The organism is Candidatus Poribacteria bacterium (genome assembly GCA_021162805.1).
Taxonomy (GTDB): domain Bacteria; phylum Poribacteria; class WGA-4E; order B28-G17; family B28-G17; genus JAGGXZ01.
Window position 1 is genome coordinate 1 of the sequence record JAGGXZ010000142.1, and the last position, 16,916, is coordinate 16,916.

The 16,916-nt window shown below is 52.7% G+C and carries 16 protein-coding genes; 7 read left to right on the top strand and 9 right to left on the bottom strand.

Annotated elements, in window-relative coordinates; genetic code table 11:
* Nucleotides 1–119 precede the first annotated feature (119 nt).
* The 6 genes from J7M22_10650 (at nucleotide 120) to J7M22_10675 (ending at nucleotide 7,684) form a co-directional block, all read left to right on the top strand.
* Entirely contained in the window at nucleotides 120–875 is a 756-nt protein-coding gene (locus J7M22_10650; protein ID MCD6507068.1) for a hypothetical protein, read from the top strand.
* Complete coding sequence (locus tag J7M22_10655) at nucleotides 868–1,056, top strand: hypothetical protein (GenBank protein ID MCD6507069.1); 189 nt, start codon at nucleotides 868–870, stop codon at nucleotides 1,054–1,056. The genes J7M22_10650 and J7M22_10655 overlap by 8 nt, the downstream gene beginning before the upstream one ends.
* Nucleotides 1,057–1,423: 367 nt before the next feature.
* On the top strand, nucleotides 1,424–2,794 hold the full coding sequence (locus J7M22_10660; protein MCD6507070.1) for a TldD/PmbA family protein: 1,371 nt from the start codon (nucleotides 1,424–1,426) through the stop codon (nucleotides 2,792–2,794).
* Nucleotides 2,791–4,089 carry a TldD/PmbA family protein gene (locus tag J7M22_10665; protein MCD6507071.1) on the top strand — a complete coding sequence of 433 codons (1,299 nt, stop codon included), beginning with the start codon at nucleotides 2,791–2,793 and terminating at the stop codon, nucleotides 4,087–4,089. The genes J7M22_10660 and J7M22_10665 overlap by 4 nt, the downstream gene beginning before the upstream one ends.
* 101 nt (nucleotides 4,090–4,190) lie before the next feature.
* Nucleotides 4,191–6,116, top strand: a complete 1,926-nt coding sequence (locus tag J7M22_10670; protein ID MCD6507072.1) for a hypothetical protein — start codon at nucleotides 4,191–4,193, stop codon at nucleotides 6,114–6,116.
* Nucleotides 6,117–6,373: 257 nt separating this feature from the next.
* On the top strand, nucleotides 6,374–7,684 hold the full coding sequence (locus J7M22_10675; GenBank protein ID MCD6507073.1) for a chloride channel protein: 1,311 nt from the start codon (nucleotides 6,374–6,376) through the stop codon (nucleotides 7,682–7,684).
* On the opposite strand, the gene radA is transcribed toward J7M22_10675, so the two are convergent.
* From radA to rpsF, 9 genes are all read right to left on the bottom strand, one after another.
* Complete coding sequence (radA, locus tag J7M22_10680) at nucleotides 7,656–9,032, bottom strand: DNA repair protein RadA (GenBank protein MCD6507074.1); 1,377 nt, start codon at nucleotides 9,030–9,032, stop codon at nucleotides 7,656–7,658. The two genes, J7M22_10675 and radA, sit on opposite strands and share 29 nt — an antisense overlap.
* 6 nt (nucleotides 9,033–9,038) lie before the next feature.
* Entirely contained in the window at nucleotides 9,039–10,583 is a 1,545-nt protein-coding gene (locus J7M22_10685) for an MCE family protein (protein ID MCD6507075.1), read from the bottom strand.
* On the bottom strand, nucleotides 10,561–11,307 hold the full coding sequence (locus J7M22_10690; GenBank protein MCD6507076.1) for an ABC transporter ATP-binding protein: 747 nt from the start codon (nucleotides 11,305–11,307) through the stop codon (nucleotides 10,561–10,563). Before J7M22_10690 ends, J7M22_10685 begins: the two co-directional genes overlap by 23 nt.
* Nucleotides 11,308–11,320: 13 nt before the next feature.
* Nucleotides 11,321–12,145 (bottom strand): ABC transporter permease, encoded by an 825-nt coding sequence (locus J7M22_10695; GenBank protein MCD6507077.1) that lies wholly within the window; start codon nucleotides 12,143–12,145, stop codon nucleotides 11,321–11,323.
* Entirely contained in the window at nucleotides 12,142–14,025 is a 1,884-nt protein-coding gene (dnaB, locus tag J7M22_10700) for a replicative DNA helicase (GenBank protein ID MCD6507078.1), read from the bottom strand. Before dnaB ends, J7M22_10695 begins: the two co-directional genes overlap by 4 nt.
* Nucleotides 14,026–14,036: 11 nt before the next feature.
* Nucleotides 14,037–14,483: a 50S ribosomal protein L9 gene (rplI, locus tag J7M22_10705; GenBank protein MCD6507079.1), complete on the bottom strand. Its 447-nt coding sequence runs from the start codon at nucleotides 14,481–14,483 to the stop codon at nucleotides 14,037–14,039.
* A 102-nt stretch (nucleotides 14,484–14,585) separates the two neighbouring features.
* Nucleotides 14,586–14,804 (bottom strand): 30S ribosomal protein S18, encoded by a 219-nt coding sequence (locus J7M22_10710; protein ID MCD6507080.1) that lies wholly within the window; start codon nucleotides 14,802–14,804, stop codon nucleotides 14,586–14,588.
* 18 nt (nucleotides 14,805–14,822) lie between these two features.
* Entirely contained in the window at nucleotides 14,823–15,233 is a 411-nt protein-coding gene (ssb, locus tag J7M22_10715) for a single-stranded DNA-binding protein (protein ID MCD6507081.1), read from the bottom strand.
* Between the two features lie 4 nt (nucleotides 15,234–15,237).
* Nucleotides 15,238–15,681, bottom strand: a complete 444-nt coding sequence (gene rpsF, locus J7M22_10720) for a 30S ribosomal protein S6 (protein MCD6507082.1) — start codon at nucleotides 15,679–15,681, stop codon at nucleotides 15,238–15,240.
* A 378-nt stretch (nucleotides 15,682–16,059) separates the two neighbouring features.
* On the opposite strand from rpsF, the gene J7M22_10725 reads away from it, so the two are divergent.
* Nucleotides 16,060–16,848: a hypothetical protein gene (locus tag J7M22_10725; GenBank protein ID MCD6507083.1), complete on the top strand. Its 789-nt coding sequence runs from the start codon at nucleotides 16,060–16,062 to the stop codon at nucleotides 16,846–16,848.
* Nucleotides 16,849–16,916: the final 68 nt, after the last annotated feature.

The following is a 16,916-nucleotide window of genomic DNA, read 5'->3' on the forward strand; positions in this document are numbered from 1 at the left end:
ACACAAAATGGGAGAGGAAATCAACAGGAGAATAATAACAGGATTCATCGACTTCTGCAATACTGATGCTGGTCACCTTCAAGCAGAGATCTCTGCTAAAGCTGGATCAGATGATGAGAATGGCTGAAGTTAAGAACTTCTTCAAGACCGGGAGGAAGATGGTCGTCTCAGACACGACCATCGCAAGGGTGCTTCCCACCTTCCACAAGGAGCCGCTGAGAGGATATCTGAAAGTGCTGTATCTCAAGGCGAGGAAAGAAGGGCTTTACAAGGTGATGGTGGAAGGGCAGCGGATGAGGGTGGCAGTGGTAGACGGCTCTCAGTTTGGAGGCTTCTACGGCTCAGCATTCCAGGTTGTGGGAGATGCAGATCTGTTTGTGGACGTCCAGCCTGCTGAGAATGTGGGCAAAGAGCTGGTCGCATCAAGAGAGGTTATAGATAGAGTCTTTCAAAGATATGGAGATGGATTTGTACATTACATCTTGCTAGACGGGCTGTATGTGGATAAGAAGACGATAAATCAGATTCTCTCTCATGGCAGTTGCCCGGTGATAAGAACAGAGGAGAGCAGTCTGAAGGTGATCAGGGATGCAGAGGGTCTGTTTAGGAAGTATGAGATGTTCGATGATGTGGAGCACCGAGAAGGGTTCGACGATGAGAGGCTATGCCAGTATGAGGTGTGGGCATGTGGAGTAGATCACCCTGTGAAAGTGGCACATGTCAAGGAGAAATATCCCAAGAGGAAGAAAGGAGCAGAGGAGGATTTCTGGGTTCTGTGTTTCGATGAGAGGCTGAGCGGGATGCAGATGAGAGAGTTGGCACATATAAAGACAACTGAATCAGCAAAGCAATTGCGATCACATATACATGCATGATAGAAGCGGCTTTGAGGCGCTGCTGCTGATCCTGTTCATAGGCTGGGCGCTGTTGCAGATGTTCAATTTGATATGCAAACCCTATCTATGGCCCCTTTACAGAGGGGTGAAATGGACATATGACTTTTTGGCCTTTCAGTTGCTGATCTCCTTCTATCAGGAGTATGGCAAGCTCCCATAGCTATGGAGAGGAAGATAGGGGGTGTGGGATAGGGGCTGCATGAGGAGGCATGGTGAGAAATTTATCGCCTCATGGTGTTAGGAGGCGGCAGAGGGTAGTGTGTTCTCCATTATTTCCTTCCCGCAGATCGCCCTGTGACCGCCTCTCCTGATACATAACGGGGAATTTCTGTTGAAAACTCCTGGGCTTTTCAATGATTATATGATTTAGTATACTATTACAGAGACCACCAGGAAGGAGGTGATTCAGGTAGAAGGATAGGGATGAGAAGATGACAAGGTTTGATTCTTTTTCGGCCTCTGGGGCCGGGAGGGGGGATTTCACCCTTATCAAAGTGTTGAAAACCCCTAGGGAAGGAGGTGTCTGATTGAGGGATAGACTTGAAGATGCGATTAAGCGGGCAAGGGCAGATTACATCGAGATCAGATTCGAGGAGGTGGAATCCGTATCGGTCTCGTTCAGGGGCAAGGAGATCGATTCGATCAGCTCCTCCAAGGTAAGAGGCGGGATAGTGAGGGCGCTCATAAAGGGCGGATGGGGAATGGCGGTTTTCAACGATCCGGATCGGATCGCCGATAGCGTCAAGGTGGCGTGTGAGAATGCCGCCATCGTCGGCAGAGAAAAAAGCCAGCTCGCCTCAGCTGAACCGGTTGTGGACGTGATAAAGGCCGATCTCAGCCCGCCCAAGATCGATTTCAGAACCGTCCCTCTGGAGGAGAAGGTGAAGTTGGCGGCTGAATACAACGATATAATCCTCACCTTCCACGATAAGATCGAGACAACATCGGTCCGATACGGCGATTCCTTCAGAAAGGTTTGGTACATCAATTCAGATGGAACCTATATCGAAGATGAGAGACCCTCGATACACATCTACATGACCGCTATCGCACGGGATGGAGACAACGTGCAGAGGGGGTTTGAAAGCGTGGCATCACACGATGGATTCGAGACGGTCGAGGATCAGCATGAGAGGGCTCAGGCCGCGGCCGAACGGGCTGTGAAGCTCCTTTCGGCCCCTCCCGTTCAGGGCGGGATATACACCGTCGTCCTCAATCCCAAGCTTGCCGGGGTCTTCGCTCATGAAGCCTTCGGACATCTCAGCGAGGCGGACTTCGTTTATGAGAATCCCAGGATGAGGGAGCTTCTGAAGATCGGGAGGAGATTCGGAACTGAAGCCCTATCGATAGCCGACGACGGGTCCATCCCGGGGTTATACGGCTCCTGCAAATATGACGATGAGGGCGTTAAAACCCGTAAAAACTTCCTGATCAAAGAGGGCGTCTTGGTCGGCAGGTTACACTCGCGCGAGACGGCGGCGAAGATGAAGGAGCCGATCACCGGCAATGCACGCGCGTTGGGATATGCCCACGAGCCGATCGTCCGGATGACCAACACCTATATCGAGCCCAGGGATGCGAAGTTCGATGATATGATCTCAGAGGTCAAGCTGGGGGTCTATGCCCTGGATATGATCGGGGGTGAGACGATGACGGAGATGTTCACCTTCAGCGCTGCATACGGATATATGATCCGTGATGGGAGAATCGCTGAGCTGGTGAGGGATGTGGTGCTTACGGGAAACCTCTTCGAGACGCTCGAGAACATAGATATGATAGGCGACGATCTCCAGTGGTCGCACGGACACTGCGGCAAGGGCGAACAACAGGGATTGCCGACCGGAACGGGAAGCCCACATATAAGGATACAAAACGTGGTGGTAGGAGGTAGAAGATGAAGGAGAAATTAGCTCAGATCGCCCACCGGATACTGGAAAAGCTTCCCTCCGACGTTCAGAGCGCCCATGTCATAGTGAGCTTCGATGAAAACACGCCCGTGAACTTCGAAGCCGATAAGCTCAAATCCATCAAATCCTCCTGTACCATGAACCTGACCCTGAAGGTGATAGCGGACGGCAGAAGGGGAACTGCGAGCGTTACCTCTCCCCAGGACATCGACGCGTTGATCGACAACGCTATAGCCTCGGCTAAATTCGGCCGGGAGGTGAGTTATATCTTCCCTAATCCCGCCCCTCCACCTCAGGTTAAGATATTTGACGAGGCCGTCACGCGGATAACCACCAAGGAGATGGTCGAGTGGTGTCAGGAGATGATCTCCATGTTGAAGGAGTACAACCCCGATATCTCGGCCTACGCAGGGGCGTCGAAATCCATCTCCTATTTTCACATGACCAATACAAGCGGACTGGACTATGGGGATGTGTCAAGCGGATATGGGATCGGGATCTACGGGGAGCTCGTCAGGGGCGAGGACATACTTTACGCCGGCTACGGTTTCGGATGGCGGAAGGCGGAGATAGATCATGCCGAGATCGCACGTAGAGCGATCGAACGGTTCAAATTGGCCGAGCGCAACGTGAAGATCACCTCGGGTAGATATCCCGTTTTGTTTCCTCCCACGGGGTTAGGGACGTTGCTTCTGACCTTGAGATTGGCGCTCAGCGGCAAGAACGTCCTGATGGGCGATTCACCTCTTTCGGATAAGCTCGGCCGGCAGGTTTTCAACCCTTCCCTATCCCTCACCGATACCGCCTTGATCGATTACATGTCCGGAAGCAGCCGATACGATTCCGACGGGGTACGCAAAGGCGAAACCAGATTGATCGATTCTGGCGTGCTGAGGGGGTTCCTCTACGATCTGGACACCGCATCCAGGGCAAAGAGAAAGCCGACGGGGAACAACGGATGCGCCCCCAACAACTGGGTCATCTCCTCTGGCGGGACACCCCTCAAGGAGCTCATCTCCTCTATCAAGGAGGGGCTGATGGTCGAAAGCGTGATGGGGCTCGGACAAGGCAATCCCATAAGCGGGGAGTTTTCGGTCAACGTCGCCCTGGGATATAAGATCGAAAACGGCGAGATCATCGGCAGGGTTAAAAACACGATGCTTGCCGGCAACGTGTATGATGCCCTCAAGGAGGATATCATTCTGAGCGATGAAAGCGAGTGGGTTAACGGATGGCTCAAAGCGCCGGCCATATTGGTGCCCGAGCTGAACGTGGTCAGTAAATAGAGGCAAGAGGGGAAGAACTGAATGTCTCCAGCGGTTTTACGTATGAAAGCACAACAAGAGGACAGGCGGACGTTATCTACGAGGTCGTGGACGTGATCGAGATGAAGGGAAGGGAGTGGGGATATCAGAGAAGCGTGACCCTCAGGTCGATCCTGATAGCAACCCTGCTGATCCCGCTTAACATTTACTGGATAATCCAGCTTGAGGTGATCAGATACACGCACCCTACCCTCATACATCCCCTTTCAAATGTGATCTTCATACTCTTTTTCCTGACGGGTTTTTCGCTCATCCTGGGGAAGTTCATCCCTAAGCTATCATTAGGGCAGGGCGAGCTTTTGACCATATACGTGATCCTTTGTATCGTCTCCTCGCTCTGCTCGCACGATATGATGGAGATATTGGTGACCATCCTAGGATATCCCTATTGGTTTGCCTCCCCTGAGAACGAATGGGGTGATCTCTTTCTGAAACAGCTCCCAAGGTGGCTTACCGTGGATGATATGAGGGCTCTCTCGGGCTTCTATAGAGGTAGCTCCTCGCTTTACATCCGGCGACATATCATGGCCTGGCTCACCCCCGCTGCTTGGTGGATCTCCTTCATCATAGTCCTGCTGTTTACGATGCTATGTATCAACACCTTTCTCAGAAGGCAGTGGACGGAGCGCGAGAGATTGACCTATCCGATAATCCAGCTCCCGCTGGAGATGACCAGTCCGAGGTCGGGTTTTTTCAAAAACGGACTTATGTGGCTTGGGTTTTCGATCGCCGCCCTCATAAGCATCGTCAACCTGTTAAATTCCATCTTCCCTTCCGTGCCCTACATCCCTGTTAAGCGTCGAAGTATAGGATATCTCTTCACCGAAAGGCCATGGAATGCTATGGGGGACGTGAGGATCGATTTCTATCCCTTCGCCATAGGCATAGCTTTCATGATACCGCTGGATCTGCTTTTATCCTGTTGGGTCTTCTACTGGCTTTACAAGATGGAGTTGGTGATCGGGAGTGTGATGGGATGGCGGAGCATATCACGATTTCCCTATGCCAATGAGCAGGGGTTTGGGGCGTACATCGGCATATTGCTCTTCGTTATCTGGACCGGCAGATCCCATTTCAAATCTGTGGCTAAACATGTCCTGGGGATTGATCGGATGGATGACTCACGGGAGCCCATGCCGTATCGGATGGCGGCTATCGGGTTCGCTCTTGGTTTCTCATATCTCTTCCTCTTCTCATACCGGATGGGCATGTCGGTATGGGTGATACCGATTTTTTTTGCCATATACTATCTGCTGGGCACGGTCATAGCCAGGATGAGGGCTGAGCTGGGATTTCTGGTTCATGACCTACATCACATCGATCCGCACAGTATGATGGTGGATATCTTCGGCACGCGAAGGCTAGGGGTACAAAATCTGGTGGGCTTCTCGCTCTACATGTTCTTCAATCGGGCGTATAGGGCTCACCCGATGCCACAGGAGCTTGAGGCGATGAAGATCGGCGAGAGGATAAACCTGAATCAAAGGAGGATAGCCTTCGCGATCATGTATGCGACGGTGTTGGGGGCGATTTTGACCTTCTGGCTGCTTTTGGACAATTATTACAGGCATGGGGCCGAAACGGGTTATTACGGTCCCTGGGCATTAGGGTTCGGCAGGGGGATATATAGACAGCTTGAAGGGTGGTTGAGTTATCCAAGGGATCCGGATATTCCGGCCATGGGTTTCATGGGAGGCGGATTCGCCATGGCGGTTCTGTTGATGATGGCTAGGACAAGGTTCCTCTGGTTCCCGCTTCATCCCTTGGGATACGCCATGGCCAACAGTTGGGGGATGTATAACCTGTGGTGTCCCTTGTTCGTGGCTTGGTTGCTCAAGTGGGTGATACTCAAGCAGGGAGGTTTGAAATCCTATCGCAAGGCCATACCCTTCTTCCTCGGCCTTGCTCTTGGGGATTTCATACTGGGCAACATTTGGAGTATATCGAGCGTGTTGGGCAACACGACCCTCTATCAATTCTGGCCTTAAGGGAGAACCGGCAGAGGGTGTGGTATAAACATCACGGTCTATCCGTCAGTATAAGGCCTAAGGTCTCGTATATGCTCTTGACGGGAAGGAGTTTGATTTTCGTCTCGAAGCCGATCGATTTTTTGTGAGGCTATCCCAACCCAGCAGGTGGTTTTCTGGAATAGCCCTTTCATTTTGAATTATACCATAGCCCCCACCGGCTTATCAATAAGGATCTTTCATGATATAATTTTTCGAGAAGGCGCTCGGAGGGAGATATGAAAGGTAGGTTGGGTTTCCTATCTATCGATGAGGAGACCAGAAAAAGTTACTTATTTCTGATAAAATGGGTTCTCATAGCGTTATTGGGCGGTATCTCAGCTACATTTGGGGTCAGATCCTTCTCCTATCTGCTTCAGGAGTTTTCAAAGTTAGTGGTGAGCTGGAATCTCCCCAGATATATCCTGCCTGTGATCGGAGGGATCATAGTCGGGAATATCTTCTATATGGCTGAACCGGAAGCCAGCGGAGAGGGAATACCCTCATACATTCGGGCGGTGAATTACAAGTACGGCTTTCTGAGCCCGATGGCAACCCTGTTCAAATACCTCGCCGCTCTGTTCACCCTATCTTTCCTCGGCAGCGGTGGGATTGTGGGTCCCATGAGTCGCGTGTCCGCCGGTATAATGTCTTTTATCGCCGGACTTCTCGGTCGGTTTGGGCTCTCGAAGGAGGAATACAGAATATTCGCCATCTGTGGGGTAGGCGGAGCCATAGGAGCCATCCTGCATACTCCGATCGGTGGCGGGATATTCGCCGTTGAAATCTTAGGACGGGCGAATATAAGTTACAAGGACCTGTTCCCAGCCATACTCGCCAGCTCCTTCTCCTTCATAATCAATAAATCGCTGGGATATCCAGCCTTTTATTCGATCAAAGCTCCGGCCCATTTCATGGATATCAGATACTTCGGATGGCTCCTCCTGGTCTCCCTCCTCGCCGGCTTTGTGGGCATATTCTTCATAACCATCTACGAGAGGATATCGATGTTTTTCAGGAGGCTAAATCGGTTGAATTTAAGCACTATAATCGGCGCGAGCATCTGTGGGTTACTCTCACTGGTAAGCGTGGATATATTAGGCACAGGATCTGATCTGATCGCCTCCGTGTCTAGAGGTGAGTATCACATGCTTCACAGGAGCGAGCTTTTCGAAGAGCATTTGTTTTTGCTGTTTCTATCCCTCATACTGCTGAAGATCCTGGCCACATCGTTCACCATAGGCTCAGGGTTAAGCGCCGGATTTACAGGCCCGACTATATTCCTGGGAATATTTACATCCCTGATAATATCCGATTTAACCGAGGTGAAGCTGGGATCTCCCACGTTCTACACCTTCATGGCGGCAGGTATCTCCGGGATGTTTGCCTCTGTGATGAACGTCCCGATAGCAGGAGCAGTGATCGTCACGGAGATGTTCGGTTTGAACTACAGCTTTCCGGCCGCATGGGGGAGCATCATAGCCTTCCAGATAGCAAGGCATAAGACGATATACGCATATGCTACATCCGCCGTTTATCCGTCAAGATGAGGCCAAGGGTCTCATAGATGTTCTTGACGGGAAGAAGCTCAATTTTCGTCTCGAAGCCGATCGATTTGAGGTTAGCCTCGGGCAGAATGACCTTTTTGAACCCCAGTTTTTCGGCCTCGTTAATCCTTTTCTCCACCTGGCTTACGCCTCTCACCTCGCCTCCGAGCCCCACCTCGCCTACTATCACCGTCCAGGGATCGACGGGGATATCCCGTATACTGGATACGACAGCGCAGATAAGACCCAGATCGACAGCGGGTTCGTCGATCCTTATCCCGCCGGTGACGTTGACGAAGACGTCCATTCCCCCCACCTTCAGCCCCACCCGTTTCTCCAAAACGGCCAAAAGCAGGGAGAGCCTGTTATGATCCACCCCCGTGCTTGTCCGACGTGGGATCGTCATGTTGGATGGGACGACTAAAGCCTGAAGCTCAAAGAGGATGGGCCTCGTGCCCTCGATACCGGAGACCACGGTCGTTCCCGGTATCTCATGGCACCTTTCACCTAGGAACACCTCTGACGGATTTTCCACCTCGACCAACCCCTCGGTCTTCATCTCAAAAATGCCGATCTCATTGGTTGACCCGAACCGGTTCTTTGTGGCGCGCAGTATCCTATATGCATGTTGTCTGTCGCCTTCGAAATACAGAACTGTATCCACCATATGCTCCACCAACTTAGGTCCGGCTATGGCTCCCTCCTTGGTGACATGCCCCACCAGGAAGGTCGGAGGACCGAGCGATTTGGCCAGCATTGTAAACTCCGCGGCGCTCTCCCTCACCTGGCTCACACTGCCGGGTGAGGATTCAAGTTCGGGCTTATAGACGGTCTGGATGGAATCGATAACCACGGCGGAGGGCTGCATATTCAATATATGCTCCTTGATGGAGTTCACGTCCGTCTCACAGAGGATGTGGAGCTTGTCCGATTCGATCCCCAACCTCCCGGCCCGCATCTTGATCTGAGCCGGCGATTCCTCCCCTGTCACATAAAGGGAAGGCGCGTATGACTCGCTTATACGGTGAGATGCCTGCAGGAGAAGGGTGGATTTTCCTATTCCGGGGTCTCCCCCTATCAATACCACTGATCCCGGCACCAGACCTCCCCCCAACACCCTGTCTAACTCACCTATTCCGGTCGATATCCTCTCGCCTCCTCCCCCTTTTATCTGGGAAAGCGGGATGGGCGGGGCGCCTGATGTGGTCATCCCTCCGTATCTGGAGGGTTTAGCCGATGATATCTCCTCATCGAATGAGTTCCAGGTACCGCATTCGGGACATCTGCCGAGCCATTTGGAGGAGGTGTATCCGCACTCACGACATACATACCGCGATCTGGTCTTAGCCATCTCGATCTATTCACCTCCTGTTTCCCTCACCAACCCGGCGCTGAATTCCCTCTCCCCTGCTATGTCCTCCCCGCCAAGACTCAGGCACCATCCCTTCAACAGCCTGAGCCGTAGATATGTATCGATCCTCGGTGTTTTGGAACCGGAATCGCTCAGATCAAGAGTCAGGCCGAGCTTGCGTGAGAGCCACCACCAGTCAAATCCCGCACCGGCTCTCGATCTTATAGCGCCGATTCGGGCTTCGAAAAGTGAAGGCCCTACGTGAAAAGGTCTGATATATTGGAGATCATAGCCCGTTTGATCGCCCGTCATGGTTATCCCCAGCTTCAGATCCCCCAAACGAAACGCAAGTTGACTTATAAGGCTGCTGCCGCTGGCATATCGGATGCCGGCGTCCCATCTGGGGATAAGTCCGCCCGTGGAGTTGACCTCTGAGCGGAGAGCTTGCAGGACATCCGAGGTATCCCGGGCAGCGCGTTCGATCTGAGACATGGTGTCATGGGCTCGACGGAGCGTCTCGTCCGATCGAACCAGAGCTCCGATCGTACCCTTCCCCGATTTTATCCTCTCCAGCAACCCTGTCAGCTCGTCGGAGGTAGTCTTGATGGAGATGCTGAGTTTCCTCAGATCCTCCACAGTTTGGTGGATCGAATCGAGCTCTTTCAACATCTTCCCCTTCACCTCAGATGAGGAGCCAGTCAACTGCATCTGCATCTCCTTGACCCTCTCGTCCAGCTTTTGTCCGGTCGATTCAAGCGAGCGAGCCGCGTCCCTTACGGCAGCTATGGCACCTTCGAGCTGATCTGAGGTGGTCGAGATCGTCCTCCTCGTTTCGGCGATCAGGGATTTCATCTGAGGCAGGACCTCGTCATAATCCTGAAGTCCCTTTTGAGTTATCCGATCCACCTGGGAGGTGATGTTGGCCAGTTTCCCCCTGTTCTCCGAGGCCAGTGTTCTCAGCTCATCCGATGTTTCCTGAAGCGAGGCGAGGGTATCGTTAACCAGTGAGAGCGTTTTATCGAGCTTATCGGTCAGCTCGACGATGCTGCTCTGGAGGTCAGATCTGGATCGCCTTACGGCCTGGAGGGCGGTCTGCGCCATATCCATGACCGTAAGGGCCGCCTTTTCGGCCTTGCTCAGGACGGTGGCGGTGCTGACGGGATTTCTCCCTCTTATAACGGCCTTATCGGGAAGAGGCGGATTACCTAAGGGGCCGTTTTCGATCTCCACATAGGTCTCTCCGACCACGCCGAGGAAATCGATTGAGGCGACGCATCCCTTCCTTATAGGCTGAGGGCTTTTTATCCGCATCGTCACCTCAACCCCCTCCTCGACCAGCTTTATGTCTATAACCCTCCCGATTTCAACCCCGGACATATGCACAGGGGCACCGAGCTGAAGGTTACTGACAAAATCGAACCTTACTTTCAGTATTTTACCTCCTATGCCTCTTCTCCAGTTCGCCGAGTTTGTCAAAAGCAGGACCAATATGACAAGGCTTAATGCTATCAATAGCCCGACCTTTATCTCAGAGGCTGTTTTCTTTCGCATCTGATTCTCCTGACAGGAAAGCCTTTACAAACGGATTTTGGCTCTGTTGAATCTGTTGGGGCGTGCCCACCTCGATGATCTTCCCTTTGTTCATCACGGCGATCCTCGTGGAGAGGAAGAAGGCGCTGGGGATATCATGTGTGACGATCACCGAGGTGACGCCCAGTTTATCATGTAACTCCTTAATCATCCTGATGATACCCGATACGGTCATCGGATCAAGCGCCGTGGTGGGCTCATCGTATAGGATAATCTTCGGGTTCATGGCTATCGCCCTCGCCAACCCGACCCTTTTACGCATACCGCCGCTGAGCTGAGCCGGTTTGAGATCCTGGGTTCCGGGCAGACCAACAAGCTCCAGCTTTTCAGCCACGATCTTTTCGATCTCCCTTCGAGGCAGCTTTGTATGCTGATACAGCATGAAACCCACGTTCTCACCTACAGTCATCGAATCGAAAAGAGCTGAGGATTGAAACAGCACCCCGATTTTTTTTCTCACCTCGGCCAGTTGATCGAAGCTCAAACGGCTGATCTCTCTACCATCGACCCATATCTCGCCCGAATCCGGTTTATACAGCCCCAATATCAGCTTCAGCGTTACGGTCTTCCCGCATCCGCTTCGGCCCATGATAGTTATCGTCTCGCCCTCATTTACCTGAAGGGAGAGTCCCTCTATGACGGGTTTGCCGTCTATCGAGAAATATACGTCCTTCAGTTCGATGATCGGTCTGCCCATTTTATCCTACTCTTGCCACGCCGTGTATCGTCTGGTCGAGGACGAAATCGACCATCAGGACGACCATGAAGGAGGTGACCGCCGATCCGGTGGTGGCGTTGCCCACTCCCTCAGCGCCCTCGGCCGGGTTAACGGAAAGGCCTTTGTAACATCCTATCAAAGCGATCACCATCCCGAAGCAGGCTGACTTCAGCAGTCCTATCAGGAGATCTTTCACGTAGATGGCGCTCTCCGCCTGAGAGAGGAAAAACCTGGAGTTCATCCCGAACAGGAATACCGACGTACCCAGCCCGCCGATTATGGCGAGGAGATTGGCGAAGACGGTCAGAAGCGGTAACATTATCGTGCAGGCGATGAACCTGGGGACGACGAGATACTTGACAGGGCTAACCGCCATCGCCTCCATGGCATCTATCTGTTCGGTAACCCTCATCGATCCGAGCTCGGCCGTGATCGACGCTCCGATCCTTCCCGAAAGGACGATGGCCGTCAATATCGGTCCGAGCTCCTTTATCACAGCCAGCGCTATGAAACTACCCATCAGCCCCTCGGCGGCGAACCTGCGCATCTGATAATAGACCCCCACGGCGGCGAGCATGCCCGTCACTATCCCCGTGACGATCACCACCGAAAAGGAACCCACGCCGACGTTATGAAGCTGATCGATCAAAAGGGGGAATTCGAAAGGAGGTTTGAACAGATGTCGAATGGTGGAAGCGAGAAGCCTCGATACCGATCCGAGACCTATCAGTATGTCGGATGTCTTCCGACCGATCGCCAGGAGGAAATTCAGTATTAACCGTTTAGCTCCGCTCATCATCCTCATAGAGCCCCCGGCATGGCTTTTCTGGTGGGACCGGAGATAAACCTCATCTGACGTTTCAGAAATTTCAGCTTAACGACGCCCAACGGGCCGTTACGCTGCTTTTTAATGATGAGCTCGGCATCCCCTTGATCCTGAAACTTCTCGTCGTAGTAGTCCTCCCTGTGTATAAAGGCGACCAGATCTGCGTCCTGCTCCAAGCTGTTATGAACGATGATGTTATTGGCAATGAAATTGTGATGTCCGGGAACTGTCAAATCATAAACTCGTTCCTCACCGTCCGATTCTATAGAGACGATGCGATCCCAGTAGATATCACTTTCCGCTAATACGGCCACACTGCTTTTACAACCATCTCCTATTAAATGTCCAAGTAGAGCTAATTCCGCATCAGTCATAGTTTGTTCTTTTCGTATAACCGGTAACAAGCGCGGCAGCGCTAAATAATCGCCGACTTGTAATTCATCCAATCGCTTCCAACCATGAATTGTGAGGAATTGGTGGTTTCCTGTTGCCCGGATCTCCCGGCCAAGCCGTGTTTTCAATTTGAACACAGGCTTAACTCCGGTTGAAAACGCGCGACTGACAGGCATTGGTTCCAGCTTTAAGGTCTCAGGATTCAGGGCCAATACTCTGAAATTCGCCTTACCTTCCAACTCGCTAATCGGAATATTCCGTCCATCCTCCAATACTATCAGCGTTTCACCTGTAAGACAACCCGATTCTCTCAGGTCTGAAAGCTGAGGTCTATGATCGGCGCGGTTTTCGACGGCACGATTGAGCTGGGAGAGGGCCAATACCGGCACCTTCAGTTCCCTGGCGAGCTCCTTAAGCGACCTGGATATCTCCGATATCTCCTGCTGTCTGCTCTCAACCCTTCTGCCGGAGACCATGAGCTGCAGATAGTCCACTATCACAAGGGATAGGTCCTCGCGCTCCGCCTTGAGCCTCCTGGTGAGCGCCTTAAGCTCGAGGATGTTCAGCCCCGGTGTGTCATCTATGTAGATCGGAGCCACCTCCAGTCTGCCTGCTGCCTGTGTCATCGTCAGCCAGTCCTCCTCGGTCATATATCCGGTTCTGATCTTGTGAAAATCGATCTTCGCCTCCGCCGCCAGCATCCTGAGGATGACGTCCTCCTTAGGCATCTCCAGGGTGAAGAGGGCCACCGGCTTTTTCAGCACCACGCCCACATACCGGGCGATGTTATGCGCCAGGACGCTTTTGCCCATAGAGGGTCTGCCGGCGATTATTATCAGCTCTGAAGGTTGTAATCCGGAGGTGAGATAATCGAACTCCCAGAATCCCGTCGGCACGCCGATGATATGTTCCTTTTTGTGATAAAGCGCCTCGATACGCTCGACGCTTTCCTTGATGATCTGACGCAGCATGGAGAAGGATCGCTGCTCTCTGGAATGGCTGACATCGAATATCCTCTGTTCGGCCTCATCCAGAAGCTGATCCACCTCCACCTCGACATCCTGCGCCCGGGAGATTATCTCCCTGCTCGTCGCTATCAGCTCTCTGCGAATCGCCTTCTCGCGGACGAGCTTGGCGTAGTATTCGACGTTGGCCGCCGTCGGCACGCTCTGGACGAGATCCCACAGATAAATCGCGCCGCCGATCAGGTTGATCTGATCTCGTTTCTTAAGCTCCGCCGCAACGGATATCGGATCGGCGGGCTCGTTATTATCGAACAGCTTCATGATGGCGGAGTAGATGGCCTGATGACCCGATTTGTAGAACACCTTGGGATCGTGCCCGAGGATGGAGATGACCTTTGGGATGGAATCCCTCTCCTCAAGCATCGAGCCCAGGACGGCCTCCTCAGCCTCTATGTCACATATGGCTTTTATCCTATCGGGGATCGGACCTATGGCCTCCATCTGATATCACCTTACCCCTCTTTTATCACCCAGACCTTAACCTCAGCGGTGACGTCCTGATGGAGTTTAACCGGCACGGAGAAAACACCTAGTTCCTTTAAGGGCTCTTCAAGGAGGATGTTTCTCCTATCCACGTGGATCTCCTGTTCCTCGAGCGCTTTTGCTATATCGGCGGCCGTTACCGATCCGAAGAGTCTATCGTTTTCGCCCGCCCTGGCTCTGATGGTGCAGGAGATGTTGGACAGTTTTTCAGCTAACCTGCGGGCCTCGAGCGCCTCCTTCTCCCTCTTCGAGGTCCGCATCTTCATCTCCTTCTCGAGCGCCCTTTTCGCCTTTTCAGTCGCCAGGACGGCCATTTTCCTAGGGATGAGATAGTTACGGGCATATCCGTCGGCGACCTTCACCACATCGCCTGCCTTTCCCAAACCGGGTATCTCCTGTTTGAGGATAACTTCCATGCGATAACTCCCTCCACATCACAAGGTTTTCCCTCGAAAGTTAAGGTGGAAAGGCCGCGGGATAAGATCGACCCACGGCCACTTATATTCGAGGACGGCTGCTCATTTCTTCGTGAATGGCAGGAGAGCGATACAGCGAGCCCGCTTTATGGCCCTTGTCAATTGTCTCTGATGTTTGGCACACGTGCCTGTAACGCGCCTGCCGATTATCTTGCCCTTCTCTGAGAGAAAGGTTCTAAGGAGGTCCACGTCTTTGTAATCAACGTACTCTATCTTCTCGGAGCAAAGCCTACAGACTTTTCTCCTCCTACCGTACCTCATGTTCTACACCCCTTCGATTCAAAACGGTATATCATCCTCAGCCGGTACTTCCTCGCCTGCCTCCTCGGCGGGGATCCCCTCAGCAGTGGTTTCCACCCCGCGCGGCAGAAGCCTGACGTTTTGAGCTACGACATCCAGTTTGCTTCTCCTTTGGCCATCGTCGGTCTCCCAGGAGCTATAGCGGAGGCGTCCCTCCACGAGCACGGGACTCCCCTTTTGCAGATACTCTCCGCATATTTCAGCGGTTCTGCCGAAAGCGGTGATATCTACAAAACAGACCTCTTTCCTCTGCTCGCCGGTCTGTCTGTCGTTGTAGACCCGGTTGATGGCTATGCCGAAGCTCGCCACCGCCGTTCCACTCGGCAGATACCTGACATCAGGGTCGCGCGTCAGGTTGCCAAGGAGGATAACCTTGTTGTAACCTGCCATTTTCTCACTCTCCTTCCGAATTTTCCTCTTGTTCCCTCTCCTTTGAACCAGGTTCCGCTTCTCTGGTCGTTACTTCTGTTCTCGGCTCAGCCCTGTGGGTTTCCTCATATCTGCCTACGACCTCAGGCGGAACTCTGATTGGCTTTTCGGGGTCGATATCGGATCTGACGACCAGATGTCTTATGACGGCCTCATTCAGAACCAGCCATCGTTTAAACGGCTCGATGAACTGAGGATCGGAGTCAAATATCATCAACACGTAATATCCCTCGTGAAATTTCCTCACCTCATAGGCAAGCCTTCTCATTCCCCATCGTTCAAGCCGCTTCACAAGACAGCCGTTGGATTCCATGTAGGTCTGAACCTGGCTGACGGTTTGATTGATCTCCTCCTCGCTCAAATCGGGCCTTATGATGAACATCAACTCATACTGACGCAACTCACCCAATTGACAACCTCCTCATGGATTTCAGCCCTGTGCATCGCACACAAGGCGAGGATAGCGTCCTAATGAATTATACCATAGCTACATCAGCTTATCAACAGGATAACGTAAAGTCGTAAAGTGGAGGGGTTTTCAACGCTTTCCGCCGGCGCTGTAGCAGTAGGCCCCGTGCCTGCCGGATTCGGAAGCACGCACAGGGAAACGCCCTGTAGGGGGGTGTGTTCCTTTTTCCTTCCCGCAGATCGCCCCGTGATCTCCTCTCCTGATACATAATGGGGAATTTCTGCTTTTGCTTTTAAGCTGTTGACATCCGCAAACCGGATGTGCTATAATGGGGATGTGATGAGCGTTCACGAGAATAATTAGGACAGGGGGTTAAAGATGAGGGTTTGCATAGCGTTGATGGCCGTCATGTTTCTCTTGGGTTTTCCAGCTTTCTCAAAGGTCGATCCGGGCGAGCTAGGCGCCAACTACAACTGCATCTTCCCGATAACGGTCAAGCTCGACGGGGACTTCTCGGACTGGCCCGCCTTTGTCCCCTGGCACACAGTTCCTCACGACATGGGAACTGCTCCCGCCCCTGATGATGCCGATGCCTCCTATTCCTTCGCCGTTGTTGCCGATGAGAGCTGGCTTTATATCGCCTTCAAGGTCAAGGACGACAAGATCCAGAGTGGGGAGGATACAGGGTGTGATGTATGGAAGGACGATTCCGTCGAAGTTTACATTGACGCAGGCCACGGGGAGGAGACCTCCTACGGCCCCGATGACTCCCAGATAACCATAGGCGCTGACAACATCGGAGGAGATATCGAGAACCCCAAGCTCGGGGGATGCGTGGGAACCGCACAGGGGCCTCAGCTCGGAGTTAAGGCGGCGGTTGTCAAGACGGCTGACGGCTGGGCGGTTGAGGCAGCTATCCCCCTGAAGAACAAGTTCTGGGAGATAGTCCCGAAGGACGGCCTGGTGATAGGCTTCAACACACATATGAACGACGATGACGATGGAGGAGGCAGGGACCACAAGCTGATATGGAGCAAGAAGGATACCGCTGACACCTCCTGGAAGGACCCCTCCGTGTTCGCCGACCTCACGTTCGTTTCAATCGTAACGGCTGCAAGCCCCAAAGGGAAACTTGCGACCAGTTGGGGCAGGTTGAAGTCAAGATAAGCTCTTGAAAGGCAGGCTGCAACCTCCGTTGCAGCCTGCTCCCAAAGCTCCTTGAACAAAGCGTAAAA

Coding starts and splice junctions, on each gene's coding strand:
- J7M22_10675 (MCD6507073.1), top strand. CDS start 6,374: ATGAAAGGTAGGTTGGGTTTCCTATCTATCGATGAGGAGACCAGAAAA.
- dnaB (MCD6507078.1), bottom strand. CDS start 14,025: ATGGAGGCCATAGGTCCGATCCCCGATAGGATAAAAGCCATATGTGAC.
- rplI (MCD6507079.1), bottom strand. CDS start 14,483: ATGGAAGTTATCCTCAAACAGGAGATACCCGGTTTGGGAAAGGCAGGC.
- J7M22_10670 (MCD6507072.1), top strand. CDS start 4,191: ATGAAGGGAAGGGAGTGGGGATATCAGAGAAGCGTGACCCTCAGGTCG.
- J7M22_10685 (MCD6507075.1), bottom strand. CDS start 10,583: ATGCGAAAGAAAACAGCCTCTGAGATAAAGGTCGGGCTATTGATAGCA.
- radA (MCD6507074.1), bottom strand. CDS start 9,032: ATGGCTAAGACCAGATCGCGGTATGTATGTCGTGAGTGCGGATACACC.
- J7M22_10695 (MCD6507077.1), bottom strand. CDS start 12,145: ATGAGGATGATGAGCGGAGCTAAACGGTTAATACTGAATTTCCTCCTG.
- J7M22_10655 (MCD6507069.1), top strand. CDS start 868: ATGCATGATAGAAGCGGCTTTGAGGCGCTGCTGCTGATCCTGTTCATA.
- J7M22_10725 (MCD6507083.1), top strand. CDS start 16,060: ATGAGGGTTTGCATAGCGTTGATGGCCGTCATGTTTCTCTTGGGTTTT.
- J7M22_10710 (MCD6507080.1), bottom strand. CDS start 14,804: ATGAGGTACGGTAGGAGGAGAAAAGTCTGTAGGCTTTGCTCCGAGAAG.
- J7M22_10650 (MCD6507068.1), top strand. CDS start 120: ATGGCTGAAGTTAAGAACTTCTTCAAGACCGGGAGGAAGATGGTCGTC.
- J7M22_10665 (MCD6507071.1), top strand. CDS start 2,791: ATGAAGGAGAAATTAGCTCAGATCGCCCACCGGATACTGGAAAAGCTT.
- ssb (MCD6507081.1), bottom strand. CDS start 15,233: ATGGCAGGTTACAACAAGGTTATCCTCCTTGGCAACCTGACGCGCGAC.